Annotated in this window: 14 protein-coding genes; 4 read left to right on the forward strand and 10 right to left on the reverse strand. The window is 67.7% G+C overall.

Translation table 11 applies throughout. The features are described from left to right. Positions 1 to 43: 43 nt before the first annotated feature. On the reverse strand, positions 44 to 1,003 hold the full coding sequence (locus AB3X98_RS05835) for a helix-turn-helix domain-containing protein (RefSeq protein WP_368610224.1): 960 nt from the start codon (positions 1,001 to 1,003) through the stop codon (positions 44 to 46). 134 nt (positions 1,004 to 1,137) lie between these two features. Then, positions 1,138 to 2,382, reverse strand: a complete 1,245-nt coding sequence (locus tag AB3X98_RS05840; RefSeq protein WP_368607156.1) for an aminotransferase class I/II-fold pyridoxal phosphate-dependent enzyme — start codon at positions 2,380 to 2,382, stop codon at positions 1,138 to 1,140. 136 nt (positions 2,383 to 2,518) lie between these two features. Here AB3X98_RS05840 and AB3X98_RS05845 point away from each other — a divergent pair, with 136 nt between their 5' ends. Then, positions 2,519 to 3,397 carry a LysR substrate-binding domain-containing protein gene (locus tag AB3X98_RS05845; protein ID WP_069269346.1) on the forward strand — a complete coding sequence of 293 codons (879 nt, stop codon included), beginning with the start codon at positions 2,519 to 2,521 and terminating at the stop codon, positions 3,395 to 3,397. A gap of 35 nt (positions 3,398 to 3,432) precedes the next feature. Here the strand turns inward: AB3X98_RS05845 and AB3X98_RS05850 are convergent, their stop codons facing one another. From AB3X98_RS05850 to AB3X98_RS05865, 4 genes are all read right to left on the reverse strand, one after another. Then, a complete protein-coding gene (locus AB3X98_RS05850) occupies positions 3,433 to 4,083 on the reverse strand; it encodes a hypothetical protein (RefSeq protein WP_069269347.1) in 651 nt (216 codons plus the stop codon). A 218-nt stretch (positions 4,084 to 4,301) separates the two neighbouring features. Beyond that, positions 4,302 to 4,997, reverse strand: a complete 696-nt coding sequence (gene hutC / locus AB3X98_RS05855) for a histidine utilization repressor (protein WP_368607154.1) — start codon at positions 4,995 to 4,997, stop codon at positions 4,302 to 4,304. 59 nt (positions 4,998 to 5,056) lie between these two features. Further along, positions 5,057 to 6,592: a histidine ammonia-lyase gene (gene hutH, locus AB3X98_RS05860; protein WP_368610225.1), complete on the reverse strand. Its 1,536-nt coding sequence runs from the start codon at positions 6,590 to 6,592 to the stop codon at positions 5,057 to 5,059. A 124-nt stretch (positions 6,593 to 6,716) separates the two neighbouring features. Further along, positions 6,717 to 7,649 carry a LysR substrate-binding domain-containing protein gene (locus tag AB3X98_RS05865; protein WP_368604926.1) on the reverse strand — a complete coding sequence of 311 codons (933 nt, stop codon included), beginning with the start codon at positions 7,647 to 7,649 and terminating at the stop codon, positions 6,717 to 6,719. 115 nt (positions 7,650 to 7,764) lie between these two features. Here AB3X98_RS05865 and AB3X98_RS05870 point away from each other — a divergent pair, with 115 nt between their 5' ends. Next, on the forward strand, positions 7,765 to 8,679 hold the full coding sequence (locus AB3X98_RS05870; protein ID WP_368604916.1) for an NAD-dependent epimerase/dehydratase family protein: 915 nt from the start codon (positions 7,765 to 7,767) through the stop codon (positions 8,677 to 8,679). A gap of 106 nt (positions 8,680 to 8,785) precedes the next feature. After that, positions 8,786 to 8,968, forward strand: coding sequence for a hypothetical protein (locus AB3X98_RS05875; RefSeq protein WP_069262451.1), 183 nt, complete (start codon positions 8,786 to 8,788; stop codon positions 8,966 to 8,968). A 75-nt stretch (positions 8,969 to 9,043) separates the two neighbouring features. Here AB3X98_RS05875 and AB3X98_RS05880 read toward each other — a convergent pair whose 3' ends face one another. From AB3X98_RS05880 to AB3X98_RS05890, 3 genes are read right to left on the reverse strand one after another with little or no spacing between them, the layout of a single operon-like run. Then, positions 9,044 to 9,784, reverse strand: coding sequence for a DUF899 domain-containing protein (locus tag AB3X98_RS05880; RefSeq protein WP_368604915.1), 741 nt, complete (start codon positions 9,782 to 9,784; stop codon positions 9,044 to 9,046). A gap of 35 nt (positions 9,785 to 9,819) precedes the next feature. Beyond that, positions 9,820 to 10,224 (reverse strand): SRPBCC domain-containing protein, encoded by a 405-nt coding sequence (locus AB3X98_RS05885; protein ID WP_368604925.1) that lies wholly within the window; start codon positions 10,222 to 10,224, stop codon positions 9,820 to 9,822. Next, positions 10,158 to 10,610 (reverse strand): ArsR/SmtB family transcription factor, encoded by a 453-nt coding sequence (locus tag AB3X98_RS05890; protein ID WP_368604914.1) that lies wholly within the window; start codon positions 10,608 to 10,610, stop codon positions 10,158 to 10,160. Before AB3X98_RS05890 ends, AB3X98_RS05885 begins: the two co-directional genes overlap by 67 nt. Positions 10,611 to 10,750: 140 nt before the next feature. Here AB3X98_RS05890 and AB3X98_RS05895 point away from each other — a divergent pair, with 140 nt between their 5' ends. Beyond that, the gene (locus AB3X98_RS05895) at positions 10,751 to 11,146 is read left to right on the forward strand and encodes a hypothetical protein (RefSeq protein ID WP_342945553.1); all 396 of its coding nucleotides are present in this window, start codon (positions 10,751 to 10,753) and stop codon (positions 11,144 to 11,146) included. Between the two features lie 120 nt (positions 11,147 to 11,266). On the opposite strand, the gene AB3X98_RS05900 is transcribed toward AB3X98_RS05895, so the two are convergent. Continuing rightward, the gene (locus tag AB3X98_RS05900) at positions 11,267 to 12,670 is read right to left on the reverse strand and encodes an NCS2 family permease (RefSeq protein ID WP_368604913.1); all 1,404 of its coding nucleotides are present in this window, start codon (positions 12,668 to 12,670) and stop codon (positions 11,267 to 11,269) included. Positions 12,671 to 12,880: the final 210 nt, after the last annotated feature.

The following is a 12,880-nucleotide window of genomic DNA, read 5'->3' on the forward strand; positions in this document are numbered from 1 at the left end:
CCGGGCGGCGCGCCTGAGCCCCTCGCCTCGCGTCATGGGCGTCTCAGGCGCGCGCCGCGGCTTGCGCGGCGTTCGGCCATGAGGTCTGCGCGAGAGAGCGCTCGCGCTGCGCGACACGCCATGCGCGGGGACTCGCGCCGAACTCCGCGCGAAACGCCGCGTTGAAGTTCGACAGATCGTTGAAGCCGCTCGCGAGCGCAACATCGACGATTTTCGCTTCGTCGTCGGCGGCAAGACGCAGGGCGGCGGCGCGCAATCGCGCGCGCAGCAGGTATTGATGCGGCGTCACGCCGGCCACCGCCGAGAAGGTGCGCAGAAAATAGAACTCACTCACGCCCGCCGCGCTCGCGAGGCTGGCGAGCGTATGCGCATCGTCGGGCGTTTCGTCGATCAGCCGCAGCGTCGCAACCACACGTGCCGCCGCCGCGGCGCCCGGCGTGGCAGGCGTCGCCGCGTCCTTGCCGCTCGCGACCACGCGCAAGGTCGCGAGCGCGAGTTCCAGTGCAATTTCACTCCAGGCGACCACCCCGGTCGCATGGTCCCGCTCTTGCGCGAGCGCGTCGGCGCAAGCGTGCGCCACGAGCGGCGCGAGCGCGCGCACCGGCGGCACCCGCGCGGCCCGCCAGCGGCGCGCGCCGGGCGCGAGGCCCGCGGCTGCGGCCTGCTCGTCGAGCCAGCCAGGGTCGTAGTGGAACGAGAGGCAGCGGTCGCCCGCCGCGTGACGGTGGCCGCATTCGAAGCAGGCGCCGGTTTCCCCGAGCATGAGCGCGCCGGGCGTCATCAGCGCGCGCGCGTTGCCGCTGCGGTAGCCGAATACGCCCGCCGCCACGACGGCGAGGCACGCGCTCGTGTGGCGCTCCTCGTAAGGCCGGTCGCCGGGACCGAACGTGCAGACGACGTCGTCGACCGACCAGCCGGCGCCCGCCGCGAGCGGGCGCGCCGTGGGCGCACGGCCGCTCGCGGCGCGGCCTTCGCGCTCGCGCTGGGCGAGCGCGCGTTGCAATGAACGGCGAGACCTTGCACGGCAACCTCGCGTGAAGTTGGCACGTTCGTTGGCTACGTTCGTTGACTACGTTCGTAGGCTCCGTCTGCCGTTGTAACACATCGCCGCGAGCGTCGCCGGAGCGGCCCCGCCTGCTATCGCCGCCGTTCCTCGATGGCGCGCAGAAGCGACAGCGCGATGCCCTCGGCGGCAAGGCGCACCTCGTCGAGCGCCGGAAACGACGGCGCAATCCGCAGATGACTGTCGTGCGGATCGACGCCATACGGAAACGCCGCGCCCGCGGGCGTGAGGACGAGTCCCGCCGCCGCCGCGAGTTCGACCGTGCGGCGCGCGCAACCCTCGGGCGCATAAAGGCTGATGAAATAGCCGCCGCGCGGCACGTTCCAGCTCACGCCGGGCACGCCGGCGAGGCGCGCGCGGAACACCGCGTCGACCGCATCGAACTTCGGCTTGAGCAGCGCCCGATGGCGCGCCATCAACCCGGTGAGCGTCGCGCGGTCGCGCAGGAAGCGTACGTGGCGCAGCTGGTTGAGCTTGTCCGGCCCGATCGTGCGCACGGCTGAGTGCTTCTGCCACCAGGCCACGTTACGCGGCGCAGCGGCGAGCCACGCGAACGCCCCGCCGCCGAAGGTCACCTTCGAGAGCGACGCGAACATCAGCGCGCGGTCTGCGTGGCCCGCCGCCGCGCAGGCTTCGAATACGTCGAGTGTCGTGTGCGCTTCGTCGCTCAGATGGTGAAAGCGGTAGGCGTCGTCCCAGAAGAGCCGGAAATCGGGCGCGGCGGGCATGGCGGCCAGACGCCGGATCACCTCGTCGGACCAGATCGCGCCCGTCGGGTTGCTGTAGAGCGGCACGCACCACATGCCTTTGATCGACGCATCGTCGCGCACGAGCGCTTCCACGCGGTCCATGTCGGGGCCGTCCTCGCGCATCGGCACGGCGATCATGCGCACGCCCAGCGCTTCGCAGATTGCAAAGTGGCGGTCGTAGCCCGGCACCGGGCACAGGAATGCGATCTCGCCCTGCGCTCGCCATGGCGCGCCCACCTCTGCGCCCTCGCCCGCCGGCACGCCGTGCAGCAGCGCGAAAGTCAGCGCGTCGTGCATCAGTTCGAGGCTCGAATTACCCGCCGCGATCACCTGGGCGGCCGGCACGCCGAGCAGCCCGGCGCCCAGCTCGCGCGCCTCGGGCAAGCCGCTCGCCAGGCCGTAGTTGCGGCAATCGAAGCCATCGCGCGCAAGATAGCCCGCCTGTGCGGCTTCGTCGATGAGCGCCTGCGAGAGGTCGAGCTGTTCGGGCGAAGGCTTGCCGCGCGACATGTCGAGCCGCATCTGCAGTTGCTGGAATCGTTCGTAGGTCAAATCGACGGGCGGCGACATCAACATGGGCTTCTCCAGAAAGCGAAGGACGATGCGAAGAACAACGCGAAGGGTCGGTACGGCCCCAGTATCGGCGCGTCCCCGCGTTCAGACAAACGCGTTATATTGAAGCCTTCGATCAATTTTTCTTATACCAATGAAGACCCTCGACCTCGACGTGCTGGCCATGGTGGTGGCCGTCGCCGACGCCGGCAGCTTCGTGCGCGGCGCCGCGCTCGTGCACCGCTCGCAGGCGGCGCTCAGCATGCAGATCCGCGCGCTCGAGGAATCCATCGGCAAGCCGCTCTTTATCCGTGCACCGCGCAGCGTCACGCCCACGCCCGACGGCCAGACGCTCATCGCCTACGCGCGGCGCATGCTCGCGTTGCGCGACGAAGCGTGGGCCTCGCTCGCGCACCCGGAAGTGACGGGGCGCGTGTCGATCGGCGTGCCCGACGACTACGCGTCCTCGCTCATGCCGCCGGTGCTGCGCAAGTTCTCGGCGAACTGGCCGAAGGTGGAGATCCAGGTGATCGGGCTGCCGAGCAGCGCGCTCCTGCCGCTCCTGAAGGACAACAAGATCGACCTGGCCTGCATCACGCGTACGCGCGGCCTCGCGGGCGAGTTCATCCGCTTCGAGCCGATGGTGTGGGCCGCGCCCCCCGCGGCGGTGAGCGCGGCGAGCGGACGTGAGATCTGGCGCGAGCGGCCGCTGCCGGTCGCCCTCTTCGGCGGCGGCAGCGTCGCGCACACGAACGCGATCCAGGCGCTGGAGCGCGCGAAGATCGCCTATCGCACATCGTATGAAAGCCCGAGCCTGATGGGCCTGTGCAGCATGGTGGCCGCGGGTCTCGCCATCGCGCCGCTCGCGCGCTGCGCGGTGCCCGAGACGTTCGTCACGCTCGGCCGCCAGCATGGCTTGCCGGCACTGCCCGAACTGGAAGTGGTGCTCGCGCGCAGCGCACGCTCGAACCGTCCGCCGTGCGACTTTCTCGCCGACCAGATCCTCGCGGAACTGCGCGTTCAGGAGCGGTGATCTTCCGACGATGCTTCGGGCAACGAATCAGTCGATCAATCGTCGCCCAGCCGCGAAAGCAACGCGTAGAGGCGCGAGACATGCCGCAATAGCATTTCGCGATGCTTCTCGATCTGTTCGAGGCGGCCTTCGAGGTCGGCGCGCACGCGCTCGTCGGGGTCGGCGTAGTTGATCACGTCTTCGATACGCGAGCGCAGCACCGCGGGCTCGACCGGCGGCACGCTCAGGTAGCGCTCGAGCTTGCGCACGTCCTGCGCGGCGAGATCGCGGATCTTGCGCGTGCCCGCGAGACGCCGGTGCGCCTCGGGCGTCGCCGTCGCTTCCTCGCGCTTCGCGCCCTGGCCGAAGATCGGCTCGACGCGCAGCACAGGCGCCTTGCGTACCGGATGCGCGGTGCCGCGAAAGCGCGCGCGTGGCGTCTCGCTCGCGATCGCTTCGCGCGTCTCGTCGGGCACCTCGGCGCTGTCGTGCTTCACGTCCATCCAGCCTTCTGGCAAACCCGTGACGGCTTCCACGCCGCGCACGAACTCCGCGCTGAAGTCGCGCTGGCCCGACACGATCAGCTTCATGTAGCTCGCGGAAAACGTCATCATGCGCGCGAGCCGGGTGGCCGACCCGACCTCGCGCGTGAGCAGCGCCAGATTGGCACGCCACATCGGCATGAGCGTGGCGTTGGCATCGTCCATTGCGGAGCTCCTCCTTCGTTCGCGTCATCTGCCAATGATAAAGGCTGCGGCGCACCACGCGCGCTTTCGCGGGCCGTCTGCCCCGTACGCGCGCTGTCGTTAGCAATAGGGTCAGCTAACGGTAAAGGGAGCAAGGCACATGCCGACGACTGTCGGCCGTGCACGGGGAAATGACTGAGGAAATGACGGCGAGCGGCGCGGCCGGACCTTGGCAGGGCTTAGAAATGGCCCGTGAAGCGGTAACGGCTGCCCGGATGCCAGAGATTGGCGACCGAGGCGACGAGCCCACGCGAGCGGGTGCGCCGGTGCAATACGAGGCACGGCTCGGCCTCCCCCATGGCGAGGTGCGCGCGCGTCTGCGCCTCGGGGGCGAGCGCCTCGATGCGATACTCCACGCCCTGCAGCGGCGCGACATGCACGAGGTACTGGTTCGGCGTAATGTGCGTGAAGTCCTGCGCCGCGTAATCGGGCGCGACGGCGGGATTGACCCAGCGCTCTTCTAGCTGCACGGGCTCGTCGTTTTCGAAGTGAAGCACCCGCGAGTTGAACACCTGATCGTTCGCGGCGAGCCCCATTTCGACGGCGAGCGCCTCGTCGGCGCGATGCACGCCGATCTCGAGCACCTCGGCGCGGTAGTGGTGCCCGCGCGCGAGGATTTCGTCGGAGATGCTGCGGATGGCGACGAGCGTCGATTCGTACTTCGGCCGCGCGACGAAGGTGCCCGCGCCCTGCACGCGCGTGAGCACCTGTTCCGCGGTGAGTTCGCGCAACGCCCGGTTCACGGTCATGCGCGCGACCTTGAACTCGCGCGCCAGTTCGTTCTCCGAAGGCACCTGGTCGCCCTCACTCCACTCACCGGCGTGAATGCGCGCGAGGACGAAGTCCTTGATGCCCTGGTATGCGGGAGCGTTCATCGCGTTGGCCCGTGCTTTGGCTTGGCGTCTGCTTGTGCGTGATCGCGCGTGCTTGCGCTTTACTGCGCCTCGGATTCGAATGCCAACGGGCTGTGCGAAGCGATGGCACCGTTCTGCACGAGACGCGCAATCGCTTCGATATCCGGCGCGAAGTAGCGGTCGAGGTCGTAATGCGGCACCTCGGCGCGCACCGACTGCATCACATGCGCAAGCGCAGGGCTCGTGTGGTGCGGCGCGCGCAGGTCCACGCCCTGGGCCGCGGCGAGCAGTTCGATCGCGAGGATGTTGGCCGTATTGTCGGCGATGTCGGCGAGCTTGCGCGCGGCGAACGTCGCCATCGACACGTGGTCTTCCTGGTTTGCCGAGGTCGGCAGCGAATCGACCGAAGCCGGATGCGCGAGCGTCTTGTTTTCCGACGCCAGTGCGGCCGCCGTGACGTGCGCGATCATGAAGCCCGAGTTCACGCCGCCGTCCTTCACGAGGAAAGGCGGCAGGCCCGAAAGCGTGGCGTCGATGAGCAGCGCGATGCGGCGCTCGGCCAGCGCGCCGATTTCGGCCGCGGCCAGCGCGAGATTGTCGGCGGCGAAGGCCACCGGCTCCGCGTGGAAGTTGCCGCCCGAAAGCACTTCGTTCGTTTCCGGGAAGATCAGCGGATTGTCCGACACCGCGTTCGCTTCGATGAGCAGCACCTGCGCTGCGTGACGCATCTGGTCGAGACACGCGCCCATCACCTGCGGCTGGCAGCGCAGCGAGTACGGGTCCTGGACCTTGCCGCAGTCGCGGTGCGAGAGGTTGATCGCCGAGCCTTCGAGCAGCGTGCGATAGGCCGCGGCCGCCTCGATCTGGCCGCGATGGCCGCGCAGTTCGTGAATGCGCGCGTCGAACGGCTTCACCGAACCTGCCGCCGCGTCCACGCAGAGCGCGCCCGAGACGAGCGCCGTGCGGTAGAGGTCCTCGATCGCGAACATGTTGTAGAGCGCAAGCGCGGCCGAAGCCTGCGTGCCGTTGAGCAGCGCGAGACCTTCCTTGGCCTGCAGCGCGAGCGGCTTGAGGCCCGCAGCCGCGAGACCGGCTTCGGCGCTGGCGCGCTCGCCGCGGATGAACACTTCGCCGATGCCGAGCAGCACCGCCGACATATGCGCGAGCGGCGCGAGGTCGCCCGAGGCGCCCACCGAGCCCTTCACGGGAATGAGCGGCAGCACGTCGGCGTTGAACAGCGTGATGAGCGCGTCCATCACTTCGCGGCGGATGCCCGAATAGCCGCGGCCGAGGCTCGACAGCTTCAGCGCCATGAGCAGACGCACGACCGGGCGCGACATCGGCGCACCCACGCCCACGGCGTGCGAGAGCACCAGGTTGCGCTGCAGCAGTTCGAGCTGGTCGCTCGGGATATGCGTGCTCGCGAGACGCCCGAAGCCCGTATTGATGCCATAGGCGGGCTCGCCCTTCGCCGTGATCTCGGCAACGGCGCGTGCGCCTGCGTCGATGGCCGCGAAGCTGGCAGGATCGAGCTCGAGCCGCACTGCCTCGCGCGCGATCTGGCGCAGTTGGGGCAGGGTCAGATGGCCGGGCGTGAGGCGAAGGGTCGGGAGCATGGTCGAATCCTGTCTATACAAGTCGCGAAAGTGGCCGAAGTCTAGCCTGGCGCGCCTGTCTATACAACTCCCCTTTGCGGCCCGTGTAGCCTGGGATTATCCACGAGAGCGCCGCCGGCGCCCGTCACGCGTCGAGTTGCAGCCTGCCCCCGATAAACGCGAGAAAGCATTGCACGCGTGCGGCGAGCGCCGCGCTGCGGTAGTAGACCGCGTGGATCGGCTGGCGCGATTCGACCAGCGCGTCGTCGAGCACGGTGACGAGGCGGCCCGCCTCGCGGTCGGCCGTCGTGAGGAAGTCGGAGAGGCACGCAATGCCGCTGCCGGCGAGCGCGAGCTGGCGGATCGTCTCGCCGCTCGAGGCCAAAAGCGCGGGCGCGATCGTGTAGCCGGGCTCGGTCGCTTGGGTCTTTGCGGCCGTGTGCGTTTCGTCGCCGCCCGCCAGCCGCAGCGGCCAGCCGTTCAGATGCGCGGGCGCCGTAAAGCCGATCAGCCGATGCTCGCGCAACGCGGCCACGCTGCGCGGCGTGCCGTGTGCCTTGAGATAGCCGGGACTCGCGACGATGCGCAAACGGCTCGTGCCGAGCGAGCGCGCGTGCAGCGTGGAGTCCTGCAGCGTGCCGATGCGAATGGCGATATCCACGCGCTGCTCCAGCAAATCGACGATGCGCTCGTTGTTCGTGAGTTCGAGTTCGATCTCGGGATACGCGTCGGCGAATGCCGCGACGTGCGGCACGATGCAGTGAAGCATGAACGGCGTGGCCGCATCCACGCGCAACCGCCCGGAGGGACGCTCGCGGTGGCGCGTGACGGCCTCCTCGGCGTCCGCCAGCGCCGCGAGAATGGCGCGGGCGCGATCGAGGAACAGCTCGCCCTCTTCGGTGAGTTGCAGGCGCCGCGTCGTGCGCAGGATCAGCGCGACACCGAGCTGCTTTTCGAGCCGTGTCAGCGCGCGGCTCACGCCCGAGACGGTCTGCTCGAGCTTTTCGGCCGCGGCGGTAATCGACCCCGCATCGATCACGGTGACGAATACGAGCAGTTCGTCGGTCGACGTCTTCATCGTGGACATTCTTGATCCGCAGTCAATATTCATTTGAGACTAACACGGTTTTTGCAAAACCCGGATGCCCCGATACTGGCTTCCATCGCAATCAAGACAGGATCAGGAGCCACTCATGAAAGTCTTCGTGACAGGCGCAGGCGGATTTATCGGCGGCTCGATCGCGGCGCATCTCGTGCGCGCGGGCCACACGGTGCGCGGTCTCGTGCGCAGGCCCGAGCAGTTCGCCGACCTCGAAAAGCTCGGCATCACGCCCGTACAGGGCGATCTCGACGACCGCGCGACGCTAATGGCAGAAGCACGCGACGCCGACGCCGTGGTCAACGCGGCGAGCAGCGACCACCGCGGCGCGGTCGAGGCGCTCATCGACGCGCTCGAAGGCTCCGGCAAGACGCTCCTGCATACGAGCGGCTCGAGCATCGTGGGCGACGCGTCGGGCGGCGAGGCGACCGCGCACATCTATCGCGAAGACGCCCTGCCCGAGCCGACCGCCGACAAGGCGCCGCGCGTGGCCATCGACAATCTCGTGCTCGCGGCCGCCGCGCGCGGCGTGAAGAGTGCCGTGCTCTGCAATACGCTGATCTATGGCGTGGGCGCGGTGCCGGGCGCCGCGAGCGTACAGTTGCCGCGGCTCGTCCGCCAGGCGCAGAAGAGCGGCGTGATGCGTCACGTGGGGCGCGGACTGAACATCTGGTCGAACGTGCATGTCGACGACGTCGCCGAACTCTATCGCCTCGCGCTCGAAAACACGCCCGCGGGCACGTTCTACTTCGTGGAAAGCGGCGAAGCGAACTTCCGCGACATGACCACGGCGCTCGCCGACGTGATGGGTCTGGGCGCGCCGCAGGACTGGCCGCTCGAAGCCGCGATCGAAGAATGGGGCTACGAAATGGCGTCCTACGGCCTCGGCTCGAACAGCCGCGTGCGCGGCGAGCGCGCCCGCACGCTGCTCGGCTGGCAACCGCGGCGCACCTCGGTCACGGACTGGATCCGCAACGAGATGCTAAAAGCGCCGATCGCGCAAAAATAAGTGTTGTAGCGCACCTAATTGTTGCGTATCCGTAAGGTCGCTCCGCTAGAATCCGAGCGTCTTGCACTCGCCGCCGGCGCGCTGCCCGCCGGTACCGGATACGCCGATGCTCCTCGCGCTGAACTTCTACTGGCTAACCAACCTGCTGGCCATCCTGTTCATCGTCGCGTGCCTCTACGACACGCGCTACGACGAATATGGCACGCTGACGCTCGCCGCCGGCGCGATGGGACTCGTCGTGATGGCGATCGAAGTACTGCTGCGCCCCGCGTTCGACATGTCGCTGTAACGCGCTCTTTTCCCGATTCATTCGCGACCGGCGCAGCTTTCTTTCGTTGCGCTAACGACTGTCCGCCCAACGCATCTACTGCTTCTCGTGCGCACAGCACGACGCCGGCGCGGGCGCGTCTTCATAGCGATCGTGGTGGCGCATCCACTCGCGCATATCCTTCTCTTCGTTGCGTCCCTTTGCGGTCAACTCCAGCATCGCATAGGTGCCGATCAACATCTCTCCACCGCGCGCGTAGGTCGAATACGTGTGATACACGTTGCCCGCTTCGTCGCGATAAAACGCGCTGACGCCGGGCAGCTCGTCGCTCATGTAGTCCTGCTCGATGTAGTTGTAGATCGCCTTGCCGCGCGCCTTGTCGCCTTCGCTGAACGATACGTGATAGTCGAAGTTGAAGTCGCTCGCATGCGACGAAACCCACGGAAATCGCCAGCCCATGCGTTGTTTGAACGCTTCGATCTGCGCGAGCGGCGCGCGCGAAACGGCCACGTAAGTCACGTCGTGATGCTCCAGATGCGGCAGCATGCCGTCCACGTGATCGGACAGGAACGAGCAGCCCGGGCACCCCTCTTCCCACTCCGGCCCGAGCATGAAGTGGTAAATGATCAGCTGGCTGCGCGGCCCGAATAGCTGCGCAAGCGTGCGCGGGCCTTGCGGTGTCTCGAATGTATAGGTCTTCTCGACCTTCACCCACGGCAGTGCCTGGCGCTTGGCCACCAGCGCGTCGCGTGCGTGCGTGAAGGCGCGCTCTTCGGCGAGAAGCGCCTTACGGGCCTCCAGCCATTCGGTCTGCGAAACGATCTTGTGCGATTCCATCTTTCGATTCCTCCGTGCGCTTGAATGAGCGCCGTTCAGTCGAACAGCGCCACCAGTTGATCGATCGAACTCGTCCAGCCCTCGTTGTGCGAGTCGCGCGCCGCCTCGTCGAAGAAGCGTTCGTGCTCGAGCGTGAGGTCAGTGGCGGACCCGTCGGCGCGCAGCGTCACCGTGACGAGCGACTCGCGCTCCGGTGTGCTGCGCCACACCCACGTGAAGACGAGCTTTTCGTCGGGCACGACTTCGAGATACGTGCCGCTCACATCGTGGTCTTCGCCGTTCGCACCGCGCATGATCACGCGAAAGCGCCCGCCCTCGCGCACGTCGGCTTCGGCGTGAATGCAGGTGGTATCGAACGGGTGCATCCAACGCATCAGTTGCGACGGCTGCGTCCACGCCGCGTAGACCTTCGCGGCCGTGGCGTTGAGACGTCGCCGGATGGTGAGGCTGGGAGCTTGCGGGGCGTTGCCAGGTCCGGCTGCGGGTTGGGTAGACATGCATCTTCCTCCACGAAAGCGGCGAGTCGATCGAGCGTTTCACTCCAGAAGCGTTGATAGTGCGCGAGCCACTGCATCGCGTCCTCCATCGGCCCGGCGGCGAGCCGGCACGCCACGGTGCGGCCGGTCTTCGCGCGCGTGACGAGGCCCGCCTGAGCGAGAACGTCCAGATGCTTCATGACCGCGGGCAGCGACATCGCAAATGGCTGTGCGAGCGCGCTCACCGAGAGCTCGTCGTGCTGCGCGAGGCGCGCCAGCAGCGCGCGCCGCGTGGGATCGGCGAGCGCCGCGAAGGTGCGGTCGAGGGTGGCGTCTTCATACTTAACCATGTGGTTTAGCATAGGCGACGAGCGAGCGATGTCAAGACATGCGTAAGTCGTCCGCGAGCGGCGGTGCGCACGGCCGCATCGGCGCCACTAGAATGGCGATTTCTGCGCGCCGCGCCCCGCTCTCTCCGCCCCATCACGCCATGCCGTCCAAAATCCGCAACTCACTGCTCTGGATCTTCGACGCCTTCGAGCGCGAGGCCGGCTATATCCGCAAGCCGATGTTCGGCTGCGACGCCGCCTATCTCGACGGCCTGCTGTGCCTCGTGGCCGCCGACCGCGACCCGCCCTTCAACGGCGTACTGGTCTGCACGTCGCGGGAAAACCATGCGTCGCTCATCGAAGCGATGCCGGCGTTGCGAGTGCACCCCGTGCTCGGCAAATGGCTCTATGTGCCGCAAGCCGATGCCGCGTTCGAAGACACGGCCGCGCAGTTGAGCGCGCTCGTGCTCGCGCGCGACCCGCGCATTGGCGTGGAGCCCAAGCCACGCAAGCCGCGCAAAGCGGCCAAGGCTCGCAACAGCGTGCTGCCCGGGTAGCGCGCCGGAACATAGCGCGCAAAAGCCACACGGCCCGCGCCGCCGTGAAGCGACGCGGGCCGTGCAGCCGCCCGGGCGGGCCGCCATGGCCGCCGGGCGAATGACCGGGTCATCCGATGATCAGATGGCCCAGCCGCCCAGGTAGAACGCGGCCAGCACGCCGGCGATCACCACCGTGCCCACGTTCAGCTTGCGGATCTCGCCGCTCACCACGCGGCCGATCACGAGCGTGCAGAAGCCCAGCATGATGCCCGTGACGATGTTCGCCGTAAGCACGATGAACACGGCGCATACGAGGCCCGACATCGCGTCGACCATATCGGCCATGTCGAGGCGGCTCACGCTCGAGAGCATCATGAGGCCGACGTACATCAGCGCGGGCGCCGTCGCATACGAGGGCACGAGGCCCGCGAGCGGCGCGAAGAACATCACCGCGAGGAACAGCACGCCTACCGTGGCGGCGGCTAGGCCCGTCTTCGCGCCCGCGGCCACGCCCACCGTCGATTCGATATAGGCTGCCGCCGGCGCGCCGCCCAGGAAGCCCGAGAAGATCGAGCTGACCGAGTCGGCCGTGAGCGCGCGCCCGCCGTTGACGATGCGCCCGTTCGCGTCGAGCTGGCCCGCCTGCCCTGCCACGGCGCGGATCGTGCCGGTCGCGTCGAACACGGCCGTCATCACGAGCGCCAGCACGCTCGGCAGCACGGCGAGCGAGAGCGCGCCCTTGATGTCCATCGCGCCGATCAGCGAGGCATGGCCCGGCGCCGACAGCGAAGGCCACGCGAACACGCCATGAAAGCTCACGGCCGGATCGATGGCGAGACCGAGCGCGGAGATCGCGACGATCACGATCAGGATCGAGCCCGGCACGCGGCGGCGCACGAGGCCGAAGATCGCGGCGAGGCCGACCACGGAAAGGATCACGGGCAGCGAGGTGATATGGCCGAGCGAGACCGGCAGGCCCGCGCCCGGATTCTTGACCACGAGGCCCACGTCATTGGCGGCGATCAGCAGCAGGAAGAGGCCAATGCCGATGCCCGTCCCATGCGCGATGCCGTGCGGCAGGTTGCGCAGGATCCACGAGCGCACGCCCGTCACCGAAATGCCCGTGAACACGAGACCCATGAGGAACACCGCGCCGAGCGCGACTTCGGGCTTCAGGCCCTTGCCGAGCACGAGGCCGAAGGCGGTGAACGCCGTCAGCGAAATGGCGCAGCCGATGGCGATCGGCAGGCGCGCCCACAGGCCCATGAGCAGCGAGCCGAACGCCGTGGTCAGGCACACGGCCACGAACACGGCGCTGGTGTCGAAGCCCGCCTTGCCGAGCATGCCCGGCACGACGAACACGGAATAGACCATCGCGAGGAAGGTGGTGACGCCCGCAATCGTCTCCTGACGCAGCGAGCTGCCGCGCTCGGCAATGTCGAAATAACGGTCGATGAAACCCGAGGCCGGGCCCAATGAATCTGGGGACTCGACTTCGGCGGCGGTCGCACCGGCGAGCGGCTGCGCGTGGGGTTCGATCATGGTGAGTGCCTCCTTTATCAGCATGCTGAAACGGTTCACGGCTCACCAGCCCGATCCGTCATCAGGTTCGTCTCGAATTGAATTAGTCGTGTCGACGCGTTGCCGGCGCCTTCTTCCACTTCCAGGCGCTCATCGTTTTGACATCTCTTATGGATGGAGCGAAGGTTAGGCGAACACGATTTGCGCTCCCATCGCACGAATCGCATTGCG

Source organism: Paraburkholderia sp. BR14312 (assembly GCF_040948675.1).
GTDB lineage: Bacteria > Pseudomonadota > Gammaproteobacteria > Burkholderiales > Burkholderiaceae > Paraburkholderia > Paraburkholderia nodosa_A.

What these genes read in the sequence shown, in the direction of transcription:
- AB3X98_RS05840 (WP_368607156.1), bottom strand. Translation starts at nt 2,382, where the DNA reads ATGTCGCCGCCCGTCGATTTGACCTACGAACGATTCCAGCAACTGCAG.
- AB3X98_RS05845 (WP_069269346.1), top strand. Translation starts at nt 2,519, where the DNA reads ATGAAGACCCTCGACCTCGACGTGCTGGCCATGGTGGTGGCCGTCGCC.
- AB3X98_RS05850 (WP_069269347.1), bottom strand. Translation starts at nt 4,083, where the DNA reads ATGGACGATGCCAACGCCACGCTCATGCCGATGTGGCGTGCCAATCTG.
- hutC (WP_368607154.1), bottom strand. Translation starts at nt 4,997, where the DNA reads ATGAACGCTCCCGCATACCAGGGCATCAAGGACTTCGTCCTCGCGCGC.
- hutH (WP_368610225.1), bottom strand. Translation starts at nt 6,592, where the DNA reads ATGCTCCCGACCCTTCGCCTCACGCCCGGCCATCTGACCCTGCCCCAA.
- AB3X98_RS05865 (WP_368604926.1), bottom strand. Translation starts at nt 7,649, where the DNA reads ATGAAGACGTCGACCGACGAACTGCTCGTATTCGTCACCGTGATCGAT.
- AB3X98_RS05870 (WP_368604916.1), top strand. Translation starts at nt 7,765, where the DNA reads ATGAAAGTCTTCGTGACAGGCGCAGGCGGATTTATCGGCGGCTCGATC.
- AB3X98_RS05875 (WP_069262451.1), top strand. Translation starts at nt 8,786, where the DNA reads ATGCTCCTCGCGCTGAACTTCTACTGGCTAACCAACCTGCTGGCCATC.
- AB3X98_RS05880 (WP_368604915.1), bottom strand. Translation starts at nt 9,784, where the DNA reads ATGGAATCGCACAAGATCGTTTCGCAGACCGAATGGCTGGAGGCCCGT.
- AB3X98_RS05890 (WP_368604914.1), bottom strand. Translation starts at nt 10,610, where the DNA reads ATGGTTAAGTATGAAGACGCCACCCTCGACCGCACCTTCGCGGCGCTC.
- AB3X98_RS05895 (WP_342945553.1), top strand. Translation starts at nt 10,751, where the DNA reads ATGCCGTCCAAAATCCGCAACTCACTGCTCTGGATCTTCGACGCCTTC.
- AB3X98_RS05900 (WP_368604913.1), bottom strand. Translation starts at nt 12,670, where the DNA reads ATGATCGAACCCCACGCGCAGCCGCTCGCCGGTGCGACCGCCGCCGAA.